Annotated in this window: 13 protein-coding genes and 2 tRNA genes; 6 read left to right on the top strand and 9 right to left on the bottom strand. The window is 70.0% G+C overall.

The genetic code is table 11. From position 1 onward, the window contains the following. Window positions 1–107: 107 nt before the first annotated feature. Complete coding sequence (locus ACZ4U4_RS24945) at window positions 108–1,556, bottom strand: peptidoglycan D,D-transpeptidase FtsI family protein (RefSeq protein WP_467878288.1); 1,449 nt, start codon at window positions 1,554–1,556, stop codon at window positions 108–110. 225 nt (window positions 1,557–1,781) lie between these two features. Between ACZ4U4_RS24945 and ACZ4U4_RS24950 the strand changes: the two genes are divergently transcribed. After that, on the top strand, window positions 1,782–2,969 hold the full coding sequence (locus ACZ4U4_RS24950) for a hypothetical protein (RefSeq protein WP_467878367.1): 1,188 nt from the start codon (window positions 1,782–1,784) through the stop codon (window positions 2,967–2,969). On the opposite strand, the gene ACZ4U4_RS24955 is transcribed toward ACZ4U4_RS24950, so the two are convergent. Continuing rightward, window positions 2,935–5,553 (bottom strand): valine--tRNA ligase, encoded by a 2,619-nt coding sequence (locus ACZ4U4_RS24955; RefSeq protein WP_467878290.1) that lies wholly within the window; start codon window positions 5,551–5,553, stop codon window positions 2,935–2,937. The genes ACZ4U4_RS24950 and ACZ4U4_RS24955 overlap by 35 nt on opposite strands. Before the next feature lie 137 nt (window positions 5,554–5,690). Here ACZ4U4_RS24955 and ACZ4U4_RS24960 point away from each other — a divergent pair, with 137 nt between their 5' ends. Then, window positions 5,691–6,638: a hypothetical protein gene (locus tag ACZ4U4_RS24960; RefSeq protein ID WP_467878293.1), complete on the top strand. Its 948-nt coding sequence runs from the start codon at window positions 5,691–5,693 to the stop codon at window positions 6,636–6,638. 74 nt (window positions 6,639–6,712) lie between these two features. Here the strand turns inward: ACZ4U4_RS24960 and clpX are convergent, their stop codons facing one another. From clpX to ACZ4U4_RS24985, 5 genes are all read right to left on the bottom strand, one after another. Next, window positions 6,713–7,996, bottom strand: a complete 1,284-nt coding sequence (clpX, locus tag ACZ4U4_RS24965; RefSeq protein ID WP_030283913.1) for an ATP-dependent Clp protease ATP-binding subunit ClpX — start codon at window positions 7,994–7,996, stop codon at window positions 6,713–6,715. 159 nt (window positions 7,997–8,155) lie between these two features. Further along, window positions 8,156–8,833: an ATP-dependent Clp protease proteolytic subunit gene (locus tag ACZ4U4_RS24970; RefSeq protein ID WP_467878296.1), complete on the bottom strand. Its 678-nt coding sequence runs from the start codon at window positions 8,831–8,833 to the stop codon at window positions 8,156–8,158. Window positions 8,834–8,899: 66 nt separating this feature from the next. Beyond that, the gene (locus ACZ4U4_RS24975) at window positions 8,900–9,502 is read right to left on the bottom strand and encodes an ATP-dependent Clp protease proteolytic subunit (RefSeq protein WP_030283915.1); all 603 of its coding nucleotides are present in this window, start codon (window positions 9,500–9,502) and stop codon (window positions 8,900–8,902) included. 286 nt (window positions 9,503–9,788) lie between these two features. Continuing rightward, window positions 9,789–11,168, bottom strand: a complete 1,380-nt coding sequence (tig, locus tag ACZ4U4_RS24980; protein WP_467878299.1) for a trigger factor — start codon at window positions 11,166–11,168, stop codon at window positions 9,789–9,791. Window positions 11,169–11,458: 290 nt separating this feature from the next. Next, window positions 11,459–11,535, bottom strand: a tRNA-Pro gene (locus ACZ4U4_RS24985). A gap of 137 nt (window positions 11,536–11,672) precedes the next feature. Here ACZ4U4_RS24985 and ACZ4U4_RS24990 point away from each other — a divergent pair. Beyond that, window positions 11,673–11,743, top strand: a tRNA-Gly gene (locus ACZ4U4_RS24990). Between the two features lie 100 nt (window positions 11,744–11,843). After that, on the top strand, window positions 11,844–12,215 hold the full coding sequence (locus tag ACZ4U4_RS24995) for an arsenate reductase family protein (RefSeq protein ID WP_467878301.1): 372 nt from the start codon (window positions 11,844–11,846) through the stop codon (window positions 12,213–12,215). A 90-nt stretch (window positions 12,216–12,305) separates the two neighbouring features. Here the strand turns inward: ACZ4U4_RS24995 and ACZ4U4_RS25000 are convergent, their stop codons facing one another. Next, window positions 12,306–12,500 (bottom strand): hypothetical protein, encoded by a 195-nt coding sequence (locus tag ACZ4U4_RS25000; RefSeq protein ID WP_030283919.1) that lies wholly within the window; start codon window positions 12,498–12,500, stop codon window positions 12,306–12,308. 689 nt (window positions 12,501–13,189) lie between these two features. Here ACZ4U4_RS25000 and ACZ4U4_RS25005 point away from each other — a divergent pair. Then, window positions 13,190–14,401, top strand: a complete 1,212-nt coding sequence (locus tag ACZ4U4_RS25005; RefSeq protein WP_467878304.1) for an acyltransferase family protein — start codon at window positions 13,190–13,192, stop codon at window positions 14,399–14,401. A 306-nt stretch (window positions 14,402–14,707) separates the two neighbouring features. After that, complete coding sequence (locus ACZ4U4_RS25010; protein WP_467878307.1) at window positions 14,708–15,931, top strand: cation:proton antiporter; 1,224 nt, start codon at window positions 14,708–14,710, stop codon at window positions 15,929–15,931. Here the strand turns inward: ACZ4U4_RS25010 and ACZ4U4_RS25015 are convergent. Next, window positions 15,912–17,057, bottom strand: coding sequence for a SpoIIE family protein phosphatase (locus ACZ4U4_RS25015; protein WP_467878310.1), 1,146 nt, complete (start codon window positions 17,055–17,057; stop codon window positions 15,912–15,914). The genes ACZ4U4_RS25010 and ACZ4U4_RS25015 overlap by 20 nt on opposite strands. Between the last annotated feature and the right edge of the window lie 63 nt (window positions 17,058–17,120).

Consider the following 17,120-nt stretch of genomic DNA (forward strand, 5'->3'; position numbering starts at 1 on the left):
GGCGGACCTGCCCAGGCCACGGACGTGCGGGGGCGGACCGGGCACCCCGAACGCCGCCGCGGCCGACCGGGACGACCGCACCGCCCGCGCCCGGTGGCCCGTCCGGGTCACCGCAGCGCCGCCTTCATCATCGCCCGGGCGACCGGCGCCGCCAGGCCGTTGCCGGAGACCTCGTCACGCGCGGCGCCGCTGTCCTCGACCATCACCGCGACCGCCACCTGCCGCCCCCGGTCGTCCTGCGCGTACGACACGAACCACGCGTACGGGGTACCGCTGTTGTCGACGCCGTGCTGCGCGGTGCCGGTCTTGCCGCCGACGGTCAGGCCGTCGATCTTGGCGTTGGTGCCGGTGCCCTGGTCGACGACGGTGCGCATCGCGGAGCGCAGCTGCTCGGCGGTGTGCGCCGACATCGCCCGGCCGTACGTCTTCGTGCCCGGCTGCTCCAGGGTGTTGCCGGAGCCGTCGGTGAGCCGGTCGACCAGCTGCGGGGTCTTCAGCTCGCCGCCATTGGCGATGGCGGCGGCGACCATCGCCATCTGCATCGGGGTCGCCTGGTCGTCGAACTGCCCGATACCGGAGAGCGCGGTCTGCGCCTCGTCCATGTCCTTGGGGTAGACGCTCTTGCCGGTCCGCACCGGGGTGTCGATCTTCCCGTCGTTGAACCCGAACTTCTCCGCCTGCGCCCGGACCTTGTCCTCGCCCAGGTCGACGGCCATCTTCGCGAAGACGGTGTTGCAGGAGTACCGCAGCGCGGTGCGGATGTCCGCGTTCTCGCACGGCGCCGAGGCGCTCTCGTTGGTCAGCTGTGTGCGGGTGTGCGGCAGCGTGTACGGGTCGGGGCTGCGGGTCGGCTCGTCCACCGAGGAGTACAGCCCGTTCTCCAGCGCCGCCGCGGCGACGACCAGCTTGAAGGTGGAGCCGGGCGGCAGCGACTGGCGCAGCGCGCGGTTCACCTCGGGGCTGTCCGGGTCGTCGCTCATCGCCCGCCACGCCGCGGCGTCCTTGTCATCCGATCCGGCGAACTTCCCCGGGTCGTAGGAGGGCGTGCTCACCATCCCGAGGATCTTGCCGGTCGCCGGGTCGAGGGCGACGGCGGCGCCCTTCTTGCCGCCGAGCGCCGCGTATCCGGCCTTCTGTACGGACGCGTCGATGGTGGTGGCGACGTCGCCGCCCTTGGGGCGCTTGCGGGAGAGCGTGTCCGCCGGGGTCTGCAGGCGGCTGTCGGTGCCGTCCAGGAGGTCGCCGTAGAGCGCCTCCAGCTGGGTGGAGCCGTAGACCTGCGAGGCGAAGCCGGTGACCGGCGCGTAGAGCGCACCGTCGGTGTACGTGCGCTTGTACCGCAGCGATCCGGAGGTCTCGGCGGAGCCGGTGACGGGCCGGTCGTCGACGAGGATGTTGCCCATCGGGGCGGCGTACTTCCCTATGGTGACCCGGGGGTTGGACGGATCGCTCCGGTACGTACCGGCCTTGGCTCCCTGGATCCAGGTGACCCAGCCCATCAGCGCGACGATCAGCGTCAGGCAGAAGACCGAGACCCGGCGCAGCGGTTTGTTCATGATCGGCGCGGCTCCTCACGGTTCGGGCGGTTCCTCCGGAAAGTCCGGCGGCCCCGCCCCAGGGTCACCCGTCTTGATGAGAGCGCGATGAAAATGACCTTTCGGCCCGGCCCGGGAACTTTTCCGTGCATTCCCGCCTCTTCGTCGGAGGGGCCTGAGCGGGCCCCTTCCGGTACGAGTGGACGGAAAACGGGAGCGAAGAACGTGCCGCCGACACGTCAGCGGATGCATCTGGTGCTGCTCACCGCCTGGACGGTGCTGTGGTTCGCCGTGGTCGAGCCGCACGGCGGCTTCTCCTGGCACTACCTGCGGGCGGGCGGTGAACTCCTCTACCAGGGCTCCGCCGGAGACGGCACCGGCGGCCTCAACCTCTACGCGCACCACCCCGAGCTCCAGATGGGACCGGTCAGCTTCCTGGTCGCGGGGGTCTTCAACCCGTTCCCCGAGGCCACCGGGCAGTTCCTGGCCGCGGCGCTGATGTCGCTGCTCGGCCTGGTGATCACGGTCCTGGCCGGGCGCAGCGCCGCCGAGTACTTCCTGGGCACCGGCACCAACCACCGGCGGCTGCGGCAGCGGGTGCTCGTCGCCGGGCTGGCGTTCATCCCGATGTGGATCGAGGTCGCGGTCCGCTTCGGCCACCTCGACGACGTCCTCGCGCTGTTCTTCACCGCCCTCGCCGTCCGCTTCCTGACCCGCGGCAACCCGGCGGCGACCGGCATCTGTCTGGCGCTGGCGATGGACGCCAAGCCCACCGCGCTCGCCTTCCTGCCGCTGCTGCTGGCCCTGCCGCGGCGGCAGTGGCTGCGGGCCGGGCTGTGGTGCGCGGCGCTGGTCGCGGTCGCCTGGCTGCCGTTCTTCCTGGACTCCCCCGACACCGTCGCCGCCGCGCGCTTCGCCATCCCCAACCATCCGGCGTCCGCGCTGCGCTGGCTGGGCGTCGGCGACCCCGAGACGCCCGGCTGGGACCGCCCGGCCCAGGCGGTCCTGGGCCTGACCCTCGGCTCGCTGGCCGTGTGGCGCGGCCGGTGGGCCGCCGTGGTGCTGCTCGGCGCCAACGCCCGTATCGTCCTCGACCCGAGCGTCTACACGTACTACACGGCGTCGGTGCTGCTGGGCACGTTGCTGTGGGACGTCATCGGGCAGCGGCGGCTGGTGCCGTGGTGGAGCTGGCTGGCGCTGCTCACCCTCTACGGCAGCGTCTTCGTCGTCCCGGACGATGCGGCGCGCGGTCTGATCCGGCTGGGCTTCGTGGCGGTCTCCACCGCGTACGTCCTGCTGTGGCCGGTGCGGGAGCGGGGCTCCCGGGGACGGGGCAGGCCCCCCGCCGGTGAGGGCGAGGGGCCTGCGGTGCACCTCCCGGGGCAGTCCCCGGGCGTGGTCATGCCTGCGGCAGCGCCGCCAGCTGAGCGGTGATCCGGACGAGGTCCGCCTCGGCGGTCTCCAGCCGGCCGCGGATCTTGTCCACGACCTTCTCCGGCGCCTTGGCGAGGAACGCCTCGTTGCCGAGCTTGCCCAGCGCCTGCGCCTTCTCCTTCTCGGCGGCGGCCAGGTCCTTCATCAGCCGCTTGCGCTCCGCCTCGACGTCGATCGCACCGGAGAGGTCCAGCGCGACGGTGGCCCCGGCGACGGGCAGCGACGCGGTGGCGCTGAACGCCTCACCGGCGGGCTGCAGACGCAGCAGCGCGCGCATGGCCGCCTCGTGCGCCGCCAGCTGCGTACCGGCCAGCTCCAGCTGCGCGGGCACCTTCTGACCGGGCTGGAGACCCTGGTCGGAGCGGAACCGGCGGACCTCGGTGACGACCTGCTGGACCAGCGCGATCTCCTGCTCGGCGGCCGCGTCCCGGAAGCCGGAGTCGGCCGGCCAGTCGGCGACGACCAGCGACTCGCCGCCGGTCAGCGTCGTCCACAGCGTCTCGGTGACGAACGGCACGATCGGGTGGAGCAGCCGCAGCGTGGTGTCCAGGACCTCGCCCAGGACCCGCGCCGAGACCTTCGCGCCCTCGCCGCCGGCCATGAACGTCGTCTTCGACAGCTCGACGTACCAGTCGAAGACCTCGTCCCACGCGAAGTGGTAGAGGGTGTCGGCGAGCTTCGCGAACTGGTAGTCGTCGTAGTAGGCGTCGACCTCGGCCACGACGGTGTTCAGCCGGGAGAGGATCCAGCGGTCGGTGGCGGACAGCTGCTCGGCCGGGGGCAGTTCGCCCTCGATCGTCGCGCCGTTCATCAGCGCGAAGCGCGTCGCGTTCCAGATCTTGTTGGCGAAGTTCCGGGACGCCTGGACCCAGTCCTCGCCGATCGGCACGTCGGTGCCGGGGTTGGCGCCGCGGGCCAGCGTGAACCGCAGGGCGTCGGAGCCGTACTTGTCCATCCAGTCCAGCGGATTGACGGTGTTGCCGAACGACTTCGACATCTTCTTGCCGTGCTCGTCACGGACCATGCCGTGGAACGCGATGGTGCGGAAAGGCACCTCGTCCATGGCGTAGAGGCCGAACATCATCATCCGGGCGACCCAGAAGAACATCAGGTCGTAGCCGGTGACCAGCGTGGAGTTCGGGTAGAACTTCGCGAGGTCCGCGGTCTTCTCCGGCCAGCCCATCGTGGAGAACGGCCACAGACCGGAGGAGAACCAGGTGTCGAGGACGTCGGTGTCCTGCGCCCAGCCCTCGCCGCTCGGCGGCTGCTCGTCCGGGCCGACGCAGACGGTCTCGCCGTTCGGGCCGTGCCAGACGGGGATGCGGTGGCCCCACCACAGCTGGCGGGAGATGCACCAGTCGTTGAGGTTGTCGACCCAGTCGAAGTAGCGCTGCGTCAGGTCGGCGGGGTGGATGTTCACCCGACCGTCGCGGACCGCGTCGCCGGCCGCCTTGGCGAGCGTGTCGACCTTGACCCACCACTGGAGCGACAGCCGCGGCTCCAGCGTGGTCTTGCACCGCGAGCAGTGGCCCACGGAGTGGACGTACGGCCGCTTCTCGGCGACGATCCGGCCCTCGGCGCGCAGCGCGGCGACGATCGCCGAGCGCGCCTCGAAGCGGTCGAGACCCTCGAACGGGCCGTGCGCGGTGATGACGCCCCGCTCGTCCAGCACCTTGATCGATTCGAGGTCGTGGCGCTGGCCGATGGCGAAGTCGTTCGGGTCGTGGGCGGGCGTCACCTTGACGGCGCCGGTGCCGAACTCCGGGTCGACGTGGGTGTCCGCGACGACCGGGATGGTGCGGCCGGTCAGCGGCAGCGCGATCCGCTTGCCGATGAGGTGGGCGTAGCGCTCGTCGTCGGGGTGGACGGCTACCGCGGTGTCACCGAGCATCGTCTCGGCGCGGGTGGTCGCGACGACGACGGAGTCCTCGCCCTCGCCGTACTTCAGCGAGACCAGCTCGCCGTCGTCGTCCTGGTAGTCGACCTCGATGTCCGAGATGGCCGTCAGACAGCGCGGGCACCAGTTGATGATGCGCTCGGCGCGGTAGATCAGGCCCTCGTCGAACATCTTCTTGAAGACGGTCTGGACGGCGCGGGAGAGGCCCTCGTCCATGGTGAAGCGGTCGCGGTCCCAGGCGACGCCGGTGCCCAGGCGGCGCATCTGCCCGGCGATCTGGCCGCCGGACTCGGCCTTCCACTGCCAGACCCGCTCGACGAACGCCTCGCGGCCCAGGTCGTGGCGGGACTTGCCCTCCTTGGCCAGCTCCCGCTCGACGACGTTCTGGGTGGCGATGCCCGCGTGGTCCATACCGGGCTGCCACAGCGTCTCGAAGCCCTGCATGCGCTTACGGCGGGTGAGGGCGTCGATCAGGGTGTGCTCGAAGGCGTGGCCCAGGTGGAGCGAGCCGGTGACGTTCGGCGGGGGGATGACGATCGTGTACGGGGGCTTCTCGCTCTTCGCGTCGGCGGTGAAGTAGCCCCGCTCCACCCAGCGCTCGTACAGCGGCCCCTCTACGTCGGCCGGCGTGTACTGAGTCGGCAGTTCGGGGGCGCTGTGGTTGCTCTGCTGAGTGTTCTCGGTCACGACCGACAGTGTACGGGCGCGGATGTCGCAGCTTCGAATCGGTTTCGCCCCCGGGGCACCGACTGTCAGCGGCGTCGTACAGGATGTGTCGGGGCAGGAGAGAGCCTGCCGCCAGTAGTCACGAGGGGAACCGCTCCATGAGCTTCAACCAGCCGCAGCCCGGACCGTACGGCCAGCAGCCGCAGCAGCCCGGACCGTACGGTCAGCCGCAGCCCCCGGCCCCGCAGCCCGGTTACGGCTATCCGCAGCAGGGCGCCCCGGTGCCCCCGCAGCAGGGCTACGGCTACCCCCAGCAGGGCGCGCCCCAGCAGGCGCCGTACGGCCAGCCGCAGCAGCCGGGCCCCTACGGCCAGCAGCCGCAGCCGCCGTACGGCCAGCAGACGCCCTACGGCGCGATCCCGCAGGGCCCCCCGCCCGCCTCCGGCGGCAACGGCAAGAAGATCGGCCTGATCGCCGGCGGCGTGGCGGTCGTCGCCGCCATCGCCGTGGGCGCGTACTTCGCCTTCGGCTCGGGCGGCAGCGTCCCGCCGTACACCATCGTCCTCAAGGACAAGCTGGTGAACGGTGAGTACACGAAGGTGCCGGAGCAGGCGGGGTCGAGCGGCGCTGCCGAGGACCTCTCCAACGACAAGGAGATGCGGGCGATGGGGGTCACCAACGGCAAGGCCGTCACGGGTGGCTACAGCAACCTCGCCGGTCAGCTCCTGAGCGTCGCGGGTGTCTACGGCGAGGTCGCGGACCCGAACTCGGCGGTGGACACCCTCTTCGCCAAGATCGACGCGGACCAGAAGAAGAACCCCAAGGCACAGGTCGAGACGACCGTGCCGGCCACCAACTTCTCCCCCGACGACTTCGACGGCGCGGTGATGAAGTGCCGGACGCAGAAGGGAACGGTGACGGCTGGCGGAGCCTCCGCCAGCATCACGTTCTCCACCTGCATCTGGGCCGACAGCAGCGCCGTCGGCGCCATCACCTCCCAGGCCAAGCCCGACCCCTCGGGCGCCTCCGGTGCGCAGGCGCTCACCGCGGAGCAGCTGTCGGAGAAGACCGCGAAGGTCCGCAACGAGGTACGCCAGGAGAAGTAACCCCGCGGGAGCGACGAAGAGCCGCCCGGCAGCGGATTCGCTGCCGGGCGGCTCTCGTGCGTACGGGGTGGGTGCTACGCGCTCTTCTCGTGCGGTTCGCCCGACTCGCCGCGGCTGCGCGGCACCAGGGTCGGGTTGACGTTGGAGTGCACGACGTCCTCGGTGATGACGACGCGGGCCACGTCCTTGCGGGAGGGCACCTCGTACATCACCGACTGGAGGACCTCCTCCATGATGGCGCGCAGACCGCGGGCGCCGGTCCCGCGCAAGATCGCCTGGTCGGCGATGGCCTCCAGGGCCGGGCGGTCGAAGTCCAGCTCCACACCGTCGAGTTCGAAGAGGCGCTTGTACTGCTTGACGAGGGCGTTGCGCGGCTCGACGAGGATCTGCAGCAGCGTCTCGCGGTCGAGGTTGTGGACCGAGGTGAGGACGGGCAGCCGGCCGATGAACTCCGGGATCATCCCGAACTTCACCAGGTCCTCCGGCATGACGTCCTTGAGCTGGTCCTTCGACTCGATCTCGCGCTTGGAGCGGATCGTGGCGCCGAAGCCGATGCCCTTGGCGCCGGACCGCGCCTCGATGATCTTGTCCAGACCGGCGAACGCGCCGCCCACGATGAACAGCACGTTCGTCGTGTCGATCTGGATGAACTCCTGGTGCGGGTGCTTGCGCCCGCCCTGCGGCGGCACCGAGGCGGTGGTGCCCTCCAGGATCTTCAGCAGCGCCTGCTGGACGCCCTCGCCGGAGACGTCACGGGTGATCGACGGGTTCTCGCTCTTCCGGGCGACCTTGTCGATCTCGTCGATGTAGATGATCCCCGTCTCGGCCTTCTTGATGTCGAAGTCCGCGGCCTGGATCAGCTTGAGCAGGATGTTCTCGACGTCCTCGCCGACGTATCCGGCCTCGGTGAGAGCGGTCGCGTCCGCGAAGGCGAACGGGACGTTCAGCATCCGGGCGAGGGTCTGCGCGAGCAGCGTCTTGCCGGAGCCGGTGGGGCCGAGCAGCAGGATGTTGGACTTGGCCAGCTCGATGCCCTCGTCACCGCGGCCACCGCCGTTCTCGCCCGCCTGCACCCGCTTGTAGTGGTTGTAGACGGCCACCGAGAGGGCCTTCTTGGCGGGCTCCTGGCCGACGACGTAGCCGTTGAGGAACTCGTAGATCTCGCGGGGCTTGGGAAGCTCTTCCCAGCGCACCTCGGAGGTCTCGGCGAGCTCCTCCTCGATGATTTCGTTGCAGAGGTCGATGCACTCGTCGCAGATGTACACACCAGGTCCCGCGATGAGCTTCTTCACCTGCTTCTGACTCTTTCCGCAGAACGAGCACTTGAGCAGGTCGCCGCCGTCACCGATGCGTGCCACGAGGTGCTTCCCCTTCGCCTGGGATCCGCATTGCTCCTACGGACCCGGGTGCTTGCCTATCGACGGTACCTTGCCGGGCCCTTCGTACGGGCCCCCCTTGGACCGACTCCGTCGACTCGGTCCAAGGGGGCGGGCGCCCGGCGCCTGTGCGCGGTACCGCTAGCCCATCGAGACCGACGCCTTGCGCGTCGACACGATCTGGTCGACCAGACCGTACGCCAAGGTCTCCTCGGCGGTCAGGATCTTGTCGCGCTCGATGTCGTCCCGGATCTTCTCGATCGGGGTGGAGGAGTGCTTGGCCAGCAGATCCTCCAGCTGCGAACGCATCCGCAGGATCTCGTTGGCGGCGATCTCCAGGTCGGAGACCTGACCGCGGCCGGTCTCGCTGTACGGCTGGTGGATCAGCACACGGGCGTTGGGCAGCGCCATCCGCTTGCCGGGGGTACCGGCGGCGAGCAGCACGGCGGCGGCGGAGGCCGCCTGGCCCATGCAGACCGTCTGGATGTCGGGCTTCACGAACTGCATCGTGTCGTAGATCGCGGTGAGCGCCGTGAAGGAGCCGCCCGGGGAGTTGATGTAGATCGAGATGTCCCGGTCGGGGTCCATCGACTCCAGGCACAGCAGCTGCGCCATGACGTCGTTGGCCGACGCGTCGTCGATCTGCACGCCGAGGAAGATCACCCGCTCCTCGAAGAGCTTCGCGTACGGGTCGTACTCGCGCACGCCCTGCGAGGTGCGCTCGACGAAACGCGGCACGATGTAGCGGGACTCGGCGCGCGGGCCGGAAAACTCGGACTCGGCGCCCTGGTGCAGGCCGCTGCCGGGGAAGTTGTTCATCGGGAGGTTCACCGTCCTGGTGGCGATCAAGAGGCTGGGTGGCTGTGGGGCGAGTGGTCCGCGGGCTCAGGCCCCGGTGCCGCCCCCGCCCGGAACGCCGGCGGCGGAGGTCATGACGTCGTCGATGAGGCCGTACTCCTTGGCCTCGTCGGCGGAGAACCAGCGGTCACGGTCGGAGTCCTGGGTGATCCGCTCGACGGTCTGACCGGTGTGGAAGGCGGTCAGCTCGGCCATGCGCTTCTTGGTGTGCAGCAGCCGCTCGGCGTGGATCTTGATGTCCGACGCGGAGCCGGCGAGACCGGCCGAGGGCTGGTGGATGAGGATCTCCGCGTTGGGCAGCGCGAACCGCTTGCCCGGGGTGCCGGCGCTCAGGAGGAACTGCCCCATGGAGGCGGCCAGGCCCATGGCGATCGTCACCACATCGTTCTTGATGTACTGCATGGTGTCGTAGATCGCCAGGCCGGCCGAGATCGAGCCGCCCGGGGAGTTGATGTAGAGGAAGATGTCCTTGTCCGGGTCCGCGGCCAGGAGAAGCAGCTGCGCGGTGATCTTGTTGGCGATGTCGTCGTCGACCGGCTGGCCGAGGAAGATGATCCGCTCGCCGAGCAGCCGGTTGTAGACCTGGTCGCCGAGGCCACCGAAGGTCGGCTCAGCGGCGGCGGAAGGCATCGGGATCGTCACGTGTCCACCTGCTCGTTGTCGGACGGTACGGAACCGTCTCAGCGTCGTCTGCCGGGGCGTGGGGGTCTGCGCCGTACGGTGTGGCCCCGGCGCGTTCGAAGACTCCCCTGCCCTCGTATCTACGGACCCTAACGCGCAGGTCGGACAACGCCATCCCGCTTGGAGAACTGTTCGCTGTGAGCGCAGGCTCCCCAGGCGGTGACGAGCACGGGCCCGAACGCACGCAGAGGCGCGTTCGGGCCCGTGATCAAGGGGTGCGGGAGGGTGCCGGAGCTCAGCTCTCGGTCTTCTCCGCGGCCTCGGTGCCCTCGGCCTCGGCGACGACCGTCTCGGCGGTCTCGTCCTCGTCGTCCAGCTCGACGACCTCGCCGTTGCTGTCCTTGACGGTGGCGGCCTCGACGACGACGGCGAGCGCCTTGCCGCGGGCGACCTCACCGACGAGCATCGGCACCTGGCCACCCTCGACGACGGCCTGGGCGAACTGGTCGGGGGACATGCCGGAGGACTGCGCGCGGCGCATGAGGTGCTCGGTGAGCTCCTCCTGGCTGACGTTCAGCTTCTCCTTGTTGACCAGCTCATCGAGGATGAACTGGGTCTTGATGCCCTTCTCCGCCTGCTCCTTGGTCTCGGCGTCGAACTCCTCCTCGCTCTTGCCCTGGATCTCCAGGTACTTCGCGAGGTCGAGGCCCATCTGGCCGAGCTGGTGGTTGACGAGGTTGTGCTTGCGGGTGTTGATCTCGTCCTCGAGCAGCTTCTCGGGGATCGGGACCTCCACGAGCTTCAGCAGCTCCTCGAGCACCTTCTCCTGGGCCTGGGTGGCCTGGTCGTACTTCTTCATCTGCTCGAGGCGCTTGGCGCTGTCGGCCTTCAGCTCGTCGAGCGTGTCGAACTCGCTGGCCAGCTGCGCGAAGTCGTCGTCCAGCTCGGGCAGTTCGCGGGCGGCGACGGCGGTGACGTCGACCTTGACCTCGGCCTCCTTGCCCTGGGCGGAGCCGCCCTTGAGCTCGGAGGTGAAGGTGGCGGTGCCGCCGGCCTCGACGCCCTTGACGGCCTCGTCGATGCCGTCCAGCAGCTCACCGGAGCCGACGGTGTAGCTGACGCCCTTGGCGACGCCGTCCTCCAGGACCTCGCCGTCCACCTTGGCCTCGAGGTCCAGCGTCAGGACGTCACCGTCCTGCGCGGCGCGCTCGACCGGGGAGGTGGAGGCGAAGCGCTCACGGAGCTGCTCGACCGACTTCTCGATGTCCTCGTCCGACACGGCGACCGCGTCGACCTCGACCTCGATGCCGGAGTAGTCCGGGATCTCCAGGGCGGGGCGGATGTCGACCTCGGCGGTGAAGGCCAGCAGCTCGCCGTCCTTCAGCTCGGTGATGTCGACCTCGGGCTGGCCGAGGACGTTCAGCTCACCCTCGTTGACCGCTTCGGTGTAGAACTTCGGGAGCGCGTCGTTGACGGCCTCCTCCAGCACGGCGCCGCGACCGAACCGCTGGTCGATGACGCGGGCAGGGATCTTGCCCTTGCGGAAGCCCTTCACCGTGACCTGCTGGTTGATCTTCTTGTACGCCGCGTCGAGGCTGTCCTTGAGCTCCTCGAAGGGCACCTCGACAGTGAGCCGAACCCGGGTCGGGTTCAGGGTCTCCACGGCGCTCTTCACGGTTCGGTCTCCTTGGGGCTGACTTCTTGGGGTTCTGCTGGGATCTTCCGGGACGCCCCCGCAGGCGCGGGCCCCGGCCGATCGCGCCCGGTCCAGAGACACACGGGCACGCAGCTTGCATAGTAACCGCAAGGTGGACGGCACCGACAACGCGACCTCGCGGGCCCCTGCGCAGGGCGCTCGCGGTGCGCGGACGTGGCCGGAGAGTCACCTCCGGATATCCGTAGGTGCTCCGGCGGGCGGTCCGCCCCGGGGAACCGGTCCACCGGGACGTACGCCGTGAATACTGCTGGTCGGGGTGGCCGGATTCGAACCGACGACCTTCCGCTCCCAAAGCGGACGCGCTACCAAGCTGCGCCACACCCCGTCGGTGCGACACGTAGGGTACATGGCTGATGGCGCTGCGGCTGCCGGATATCCGCGCATGGTCAACCGGTGTGCGATGGAGGGGTCCGACCCGCTACAGTGCACTGCGTGCCGGGGTCGCGACGACCTGTGGCGCATGCGGGCGTAGCTCAATGGTAGAGCCCCAGTCTTCCAAACTGGCTACGCGGGTTCGATTCCCGTCGCCCGCTCAGCGAGGTGAGAGGCCCTGGACCTGCCGGTCCGGGGCCTCTTGTCGTACGCCCCTCTCACCGCAGGCGGGCGCCTGCGCGGCCCCCTAGGGTGACCGGCATGGAGATCTGGATCAATCCCGCGTGTTCCAAGTGCCGTTCCGCGGTCGGCCTGCTCGACGAGGAGGGGGCGCAGTACACGGTGCGCCGTTATCTGGAGGAGCCGCCGACGGCGGACGAGATCCGTGCCGTGCTGGGGCGCCTGGGGCTGGAGCCGTGGGAGATCACGCGGACGCAGGAGGCCGAGGCGAAGGAGCTGGGGGTGGCGTCCTGGGAGCGGTCGGAGGCCGGGCGGGAGCGGTGGATCGAGGCGCTGGCGGCGCATCCGCGGCTGATCCAGCGGCCGATCATCACCGCGGACGACGGCACGGCGGTCGTCGGGCGCAGCGAGGACGCGGTGCGCGCGGCGCTGGCGCGGGGCGCCGGGAGCTGACACGGATACGGGGCCGGGCCGCGGGTGCGGTCCGGCCCCGGGGCCGGCGGGCGGTGCCGCGCGGTGTGTCACCGGGCGGCGGGGCGGCGCTCAGAACGTGATGTGGTTGATCGTGTCCGCGAGGGAGTTGAAGAACCGGTTTATGGACGGGGCCATGCCGGTGGACGCGAGGAAGAACCCGAAGAGGATGGCGACGATCGCCGGACCGGGCTTGATCGTTTTGCCGCGGATCAGCACGATCAGCACGATCCCCAACAGCAGCACCACTGACAGCGACAGAGCCACACTGATCACACCCTCGGTCGGAAGCCTCACCGGCCGGGAAGTGTGCAGCTGCGCACACCCCCGCAGGCACCCATCGTGCCACCAAGTCACTTCCCATCGCATACGGGTGACGAATCATCGGCCAAGGCTTTGCCCGCTTCGCGCCGTTGAAGGGCCAAGCGGAGGAACGTCACGCTCGTACGGCGGGCCGGGGACGTTTCGACAAGGCGCCAGGAAGCGGGCCCGGGGGTGACCGGGCGGGGCACCGTACGGTGCGGGCGGTGCGGAGGGAAACGACGCGCGCCGCGGGAACGGCAATTCGGCCGGAATATTTCGCCGTAGCTGGCTGGTAAGTGACGTTCGCCACGTGGTTATTCACCTGGCGGCGCGCGCCGCATTCGCCGCGCGGAAGCCGGAGCATATTCCCTGATGTGACATCACTCATGTCCGCCGTGGCGGCGTGTTGACGGGGCGGCGTGACATTCCCTCCGGCGGGACTCGGGCACGATATCGACCGTTTTATGGGGGTGAAATGCCACAAAACGGCGCGTCGAGCGGGGAGTTCATGGGGTGCTCGGGTTATTGCGGAGCGCCGCGCGAAATTGGATCACGCCGGGGCCGGGCCCCGTATACGGCGTTTACCTGGGGGAATGGTGAATTGCCTGACGGTGGTTTTACGCATTCGACGGATCGCCACTAGGGTGCCTCAGATGTTTCCGCCTGTGCCGACCTCGCGACGTGCCCTCCCCGCGGTCCGGGAGGGGGCGGATGCGCATCCGGCGCCGCCCTCGGGCGCAGCGGCGGCCGAACGCCCGGCTCGGGGCCGGGACGCGTTCTTCGACAATGCGAAGTACCTCGCCATCGTGCTGGTGGCGATGGGCCACGCCTGGGAGCCGCTGACCGACGGCAGCCGCGCCGCCGAGGCGCTGTACATGACGGTCTACGCCTTCCACATGCCGGCGTTCATCATCATCTCCGGCTACTTCTCGCGCAGTTTCGACATGCGCAAGGACCGGTTGCAGCGGCTGATCACCGGCGTCGCCGTGCCGTACATCCTCTTCGAGGTCGCGTACACCTTCTTCGCGCGGTGGGCGAACCACGATCCGAAGATGCCGATCAGTCTGCTCGATCCGTGGTTCCTGACGTGGTTCCTGGTCGCGCTCTTCATCTGGCGGCTGACGACGCCGCTGTGGAAGGTGGTCCGGTGGCCGGTCCCGCTGGCGCTCACCCTCGCGATCGCCGCCTCCGTCTCGCCGGAGATCGGTGACGATCTCGACCTCCAGCGGGTGCTGCAGTTCCTGCCGTTCTTCGTGCTGGGGCTGAATCTGAAGCCGGAGCACTTCGCGTGGGTGCGGCGGCGGGCGGTGCGGATCGCGGCGGTGCCGGTCTTCGCGGCGGCGGTGGCCGTGGCGTACTGGGCGGCGCCCCGGATGACGTCGGCGTGGTTCTACCACCGCGACAGCGCGCAGGAGCTGGGCACCACCTGGTGGGCCGGTGCCGTGATGTATCTGGCGCTCTTCGGGTGCTCGCTGGTGCTGACGGCGTGTTTCTACTCCTGGGTCCCGACCCGGCGGACGTGGTTCACGGTGCTGGGCGCGGGCACGCTCTACGGCTATCTGCTGCACGGCTTCCTCGCCAAGGGCTCCCGCTTCTGGGGCTGGTTCGACGACTACGCCTGGCTGCACACGCCGCTCGGGGAGATCGCGGTCACGGTGATCGCCGGTGTGGTGGTCACGGCGCTGTGCACCCCGCCGGTCCGCAAGGTCTTCCGGTTCGCGATGGAGCCGACGATGGCGTGGGCGTTCCGCAAGGACCCGGAGGAGGCCCGTCGGGCAGCCGGACGGGGCGGGCCGGAGGCGGGTCCCCCGGCGGCGGGAGCGGACCGGGCGGCGCAGGACAGCCGCGCCGCGGCGACACGGTAGGTCCGCGGACCCGTCCGAAAAAATTCGGGGTCTCCCAACTCCTCTCCCCCATCCGCCCGCTGACGCACCGCGTCCGGGCCTCCGGGCGGTTGCCGCTCCGGCTCCGGCCTGCACTTCGCCGTACGCGAATTTTACTTTGGTAATCTAACTATCGACCTTTTCTTGACCATCTCTTGACTCTGGGTGGCACTTCGCGGCGCTTTGCCCGTTTCTGTCGTGCGTGGGTCCGCCCGTTGTTCCACCCGTTCAGCTGTCCGTCCCTCAGACCTTGGAGGAGCCATCGGTCACGCGCAGACCCTGATAGCCATGGGCGGGGCCTTTCTGGCCGCCGCCGTGCTCGCCCGGATCGGCCGCCGGATCGGCCTGCCCACCATCCCCCTCTTCATCCTGGCCGGGATCCTGCTCGGCCCGCACACCCCCGGCCTGGTGCTGGTCGCCGACCCGCACGACCTGGAGATGCTCTCCCTCCTCGGTCTGGTGCTGCTGCTCTTCTACCTCGGCCTCGAATTCCATGTGGACGACCTGAAGAACGGCGGGCGCAAGATGGCGCTGGCCGGCGGCGCCTATCTGGCGCTGAACGTCGGCGCCGGCCTCGCCTTCGGCTTCGCGCTCGGCTGGGGGACGTCCGAGGCGCTGGTCCTCGCCGGGGTGCTGGGCATCTCCTCGTCCGCGATCGTCACCAAGGTGCTGGTCGACACGGGGCGGCTGGGCAGCCCGGAGGCGAAGCCGATCCTCGGGATCATCGTCGTCGAGGACATCTTCCTGGCGCTGTATCTGGCCGCGCTCCAGCCGGTGATCTCCGGTGCGGACTCGTTCGGTGCGGCGGCGTACGACGCGGGCAAGGCGTTCGGGTTCCTGCTGCTGCTCGCCGCCGCGGCGCGGTGGGGCACCCGGGTGGTCGACCGGCTGATCGCCACCAGAGACAACGAACTCCTCGTCATCTCCTTCCTCGGCGCGGCCGTCCTGGTCGCCGGGTTCTCCGAGTGGTTCGGGGTCGCGGACGCCATCGGCGCGTTCATGGTGGGTCTGATGCTGGGCGGGACCAGCTCCGGCGACCGGATCCGGGAGCTGGTGCATCCGCTGCGGGACGCGTTCGGCGCGATCTTCTTCTTCGCCTTCGGCCTCTCCATCAACCCCGGTGACCTGGCGTCGGTGGTCGGGCCGGTGCTGATCGCCGTCACGCTGACGGTGGCGATGAACGTCGTCGCCGGGCTGCTGGCCGCGCGGATCCACGGCTTCGGGCCCCGGCCCGCCGCGGGGATCGCCACCTCGCTGCTGGCCCGCGGTGAGTTCGCGCTGATCCTGGCGACGATGGCCGCGGCCGCCGGACTCGACGAGCGGCTGTCGCCGTTCATCGCCGGATACGTGCTGATCCTCGCGGTGCTCGGGCCGCTGGCCGCCGGACGTGCGGAGTTGCTGGCGCGGGTGCTGCCGGGCGGCCGGCAGGCCACGGCGGACGCACCGGGCACCGCGGACGCGGCGCGGGAGGCGGCCTCCGAACCCGTCGGCGCTACGCGTCCCGGCAGATGAGGAGCAGCGCCCGGTCGTCGTTGACATCCTTGGCGACCGCCTCGATCAGATGCCAGGCGGCGCCCGCGAAACCGCCCGCGACATAGCGGTCGGCCTCGCCGGTCAGCCGGTCCATGCCCTCGGCGATGTCGCGCTCCGCGGACTCGACCAGGCCGTCGGTGAACATCATCAGGACGTCGCCGGGGCGCAGCCGGCCCTTCACCGGGTCGAACTGCGCCCCGTCGTACACCCCGAGGAGCGGGCCCTCGCCGGACTTCTCCTCCCAGCGGCCCGTCCCGGCGCAGAGCTGGAGGGCCGGGAGATGGCCGGCGGAGAGCAGTTCGTAGTCGCCGGATTCCAGGTCGAGGACGAGGTGGATGGAGGTGGCGAAGCCCTCGTCCCAGTCCTGGCGCAGCAGATAGCCGTTGGCCGCGGGCAGGAAGCTGTTCGGCGGCAGCGAGCCGAGGAGGCCGCCGAAGGCGCCGGAGAGCAGCAGGGAGCGGGAGGCCGCGTCCATGCCCTTGCCGGAGACGTCGGTGAGGACGACCTCCAGGATGTTGCCGCCCTGGGTGCGGGAGGCGACGACGAAATCGCCCGAGAACGACTGCCCGCCGGCCGGCCGGAGCGCCATCTCGTGGTGCCAGCCGTCCGGCAGCCGGGGCAGTGCGCTCTGGACCCGGATGCGTTCGCGGAGGTCGAAGAGCATGGTGCTGCCGCGCCGCCAGGGCACGCCGACCCGGCTGCGGAACTGCGCGATCAGCAGGCCGATCAGCCCGACGGCGGCGACGATCAGGACCGTGCCGGGCGTGATGCGCTCCGGTCCCTCGTCGTACGGACCGAAGAGCGCCGCCTCCACGATCAGTGCGGTCGCGGAGGCGGCGTAGAGGACGAGGAGGTTGGCGGGGCGCAGGAGGAGGCCGCCGGCGATCACCGGAAGGACCAACGCGGTCGGTCCGAACCACTCCGTGTGCCACAGGGTGCCGCCCGCGATGACCGCCACCGAGAGGAGCAACGCGGCGAGGGCGGGTCCGTCGGAGCCGTCGCCGCGGAAGTAGTCGACCCCGGCCTTGCGCATGCCGACGCGGGCCCGGTGCAGCGCTTTGTGCAGCCGGGCCGTCAGGGGTTCCGATCCCGGGCGGCGAGTCATGTCACGGGGACTTTATCCACCCGTTCGGCGGCACGTCGATTCGCCGGACACCGCCCGGTGTGA

Source organism: Streptomyces sp. NPDC029159 (assembly GCF_055564055.1).